This is a genomic window from Paenibacillus sinensis (genome assembly GCF_019904155.1).
Classification (GTDB): Bacteria; Bacillota; Bacilli; order Paenibacillales; family Paenibacillaceae; genus Paenibacillus_AQ; species Paenibacillus_AQ sinensis.
This window is the reverse complement of sequence record NZ_JAHCMB010000142.1, coordinates 1-253: the sequence shown is the minus strand read 5'-3', so window position 1 is coordinate 253 and position 253 is coordinate 1. Positions and strand designations below refer to the sequence as shown.

Genomic DNA, 253 nt, shown 5'->3' with positions numbered 1-253 from the left:
GCAAGGAAGGCTTAGAGAGCGGTTATGAAATCCGCAAACGTCATTACCGAAGCCAAAACTGCGATGGCTGCCCGCTGAAGGAACGTTGTACAAAAGCGGCAGGAAATCGGGAAATGGTCGTCAGTTTGGAACGACTGCGGTATCAGAAACAGGCTCGGGAAATTCTGCGAAGTGAGGAAGGTTACGCCTTGGCCGTACGTCGAATGACGGAGCCCGAGAGTGTATTTGGACAACTGAAAAACAACCGGGGCTT

1 protein-coding gene is annotated in these 253 nt (G+C 51.8%); it reads left to right on the top strand.

The features are described from left to right. A partial coding sequence (locus KIH86_RS16145) for a transposase (protein WP_223081695.1) occupies nucleotides 1-253 on the top strand: 253 nt, incomplete at both ends.